The following is a 2455-nucleotide window of genomic DNA, read 5'->3' on the forward strand; positions in this document are numbered from 1 at the left end:
ATCTTTTTTCTACTGATAAAAAATAATATCTTAGTACCCTAATTATTATAAAAATCTATCTATGCACGTAGCGATAGCAGGAAATATTGGCGCAGGAAAAACGACGCTTACAGAACTTTTAGCAAAACACTACAATTGGGACGCTCATTTTGAAAACGCAGAAGACAATCCTTATTTAGATGATTTTTATGGTGAGATGGAGCGCTGGTCCTTCAATCTACAAGTTTACTTTTTAAACAGTAGATTTGACCAAATCTTAAAAATTCAAAAAAGCGGTAAAAACATCATTCAAGATAGAACCATTTATGAAGATGCAAAAATATTTGCTCCTAACCTACATGCAATGGGACTGCTTACAAACAGAGACTACAACAACTACTCTTCTTTATTTGATTTGATGGAGAATCTAGTAACACCACCTGATTTACTTATTTACCTGAGAGCCGATATTAAAACATTGGTAGGGCAAATTCACAAAAGAGGAAGAGCCTATGAAAATAGCATTAGCATAGAATATTTAAGCAGATTGAATGAAAGATATGAGGCTTGGGCATCTCAATACGACAAAGGAAAACTATTGATTATTGATGTTGACAATATTGATTTTGTAGAAAACCAAGAGGATCTTGGAAGTATCATTGATAAGATTGACGCTCAAATTCATGGATTATTTTAACATCTATTCTTTTATTTTATTGTCAATCAATCTATAAAGTAACAAAAACTCTCCCGTCCTCGGGATATTCAAACCATAATCCTCAAACATTCTAATCCAACGGAGTTTTAATGGCATTGACTCTGTTACTAATTCCCAATTATCTTCATCAATATTTTCTCCAGCATTATCCAAGTTTTCTTTACTTACCAAAAGAAAAATTATCTTCTGAGACTCTGAAATAACTGACGTTAAAGAATCAAGACTCTGCAATGATTTAGTTTCTATATTTTTCTGTTCGTAAAACTTCATAGAAAAACCCCATTTTTCATGTGTAAAGGCAAAATCTTCCTTTTCATGAACAAGTAATATTTCTTCATCTTGATAATTCTCATACAAATATTTTGAAGGAATTAATCTACCAGCTCCGGCAGGTTTCAAGGAATAAACAATCAACATTAAAGTATTAACGACTACCACTAGGCCTATCATTAAACTTTTTAAACTTCCTTTTCTAAATTTTATTTCATTTTTATGAATCGCAACCATTATTACGAAAGGGACAAAATTCGCAAGTGGGAATAAAAACCTAAATTCTTTGTGCCCCACTAGAGAATGCATTAAGATAAACGGGAATGCCACCCATGTAATCACATGTCTAGGATATTTAATAAAAAAATAAATCAATGAGACCGTAATAGGGAGACCTATAAATACAATAGGTTTCATTATCATAGTTTCAACATAAAAATACCAAGGTTGAATCCCATAATTGGATGCAACTCCCTCAATTATATTTTTATAAAAATAATTATATGGAGTTAAAACGAATGAACCGTAAAACCAAAAATCTAGTACTGTCCCTAAGATTAAAATTATCCCAAAGGCTCCAATTAACTTGATAATCTCAGTCCATTTCATCTTCATTATCAGAATACACCAGACAAGAATACCCATAAATGAAAAAACCGTTTGAAATCTAAACAAAAAAGCAAACCCAAAAAGCAAACCTATAAAATATAGGTTAAGGTTCTTTTCTTTATTTGATAAAATCAAACCAACTGCGAATACCATGAATAAGCTGGACCATGCTTCCGAAGAAAACCTAACATTTAAAAAAGCTAAAAAACACAAAAAACCAGATATTAAATAATATAATAACTTATCTTTTTTTTAGTAAAATGAAATTCGGTTTTCCTGATAAAATATACAATCGCCATTAAGGACAGAAACCCAGTTAAAAGTCTAAATCCAAAAGAAATAATATATGGATTTTTAATTGAAAAAAAACCAAACAATTTAATTAGAAAATAACAAATAACAGGTTGAATTGAAGGTCTTATTTTGGCATCATACTCCCATGCCATATCATTTAAACTATTGACTCCTAATCTATAATTTGCAAATTCAACAATTTGAAAATGCTCATCGGCATAATACATTCCCATACTATTATAGGCCGTGATTACATAAAGTAAGGCAACAAAAAAAAGAATCAATTTCTTTATACTTTCATACCCACTATTCACTAAGGAAACCACTTTGCTCACTGAAAACATACTCTCTTTCATAAGCATCCAAATTACATAAATAATATTTATTTGAAATAGTTTATTTCAACAAAAAAGGGATCTCAAATGAGATCCCTTTTTTTATATTAAAATGATAGAATTAACAGTCAGATTTTTTCTCCACTGCTGTAATTATTTGAATTGTTTTTTCAAGTTCGTCTTTAAAAGAAACTGTTTGATCCTCTGCCTCGATTGCTTCCGTCTCCTGAGAAACTGTTTCTGCAGGAAT

At 30.6% G+C, this 2455-nt stretch carries 3 protein-coding genes; 1 reads left to right on the forward strand and 2 read right to left on the reverse strand.

Annotated features, from left to right (window positions below):
• The first annotated feature begins 61 nt into the window (after positions 1–61).
• Positions 62–676, forward strand: coding sequence for a deoxynucleoside kinase (locus P8H68_RS09975; protein WP_300324325.1), 615 nt, complete (start codon positions 62–64; stop codon positions 674–676).
• A 3-nt stretch (positions 677–679) separates the two neighbouring features.
• On the opposite strand, the gene P8H68_RS09980 is transcribed toward P8H68_RS09975, so the two are convergent.
• On the reverse strand, positions 680–1789 hold the full coding sequence (locus P8H68_RS09980; protein WP_300324328.1) for a hypothetical protein: 1110 nt from the start codon (positions 1787–1789) through the stop codon (positions 680–682).
• Positions 1790–1800: 11 nt separating this feature from the next.
• Positions 1801–2226 carry a hypothetical protein gene (locus P8H68_RS09985; protein WP_300324331.1) on the reverse strand — a complete coding sequence of 142 codons (426 nt, stop codon included), beginning with the start codon at positions 2224–2226 and terminating at the stop codon, positions 1801–1803.
• Between the last annotated feature and the right edge of the window lie 229 nt (positions 2227–2455).

The organism is Flavicella sp. (assembly GCF_029238425.1).
GTDB lineage: Bacteria > Bacteroidota > Bacteroidia > Flavobacteriales > Flavobacteriaceae > Flavicella.

Coding starts and splice junctions, on each gene's coding strand:
- P8H68_RS09985 (WP_300324331.1), bottom strand. CDS start 2,226: ATGAAAGAGAGTATGTTTTCAGTGAGCAAAGTGGTTTCCTTAGTGAAT.
- P8H68_RS09975 (WP_300324325.1), top strand. CDS start 62: ATGCACGTAGCGATAGCAGGAAATATTGGCGCAGGAAAAACGACGCTT.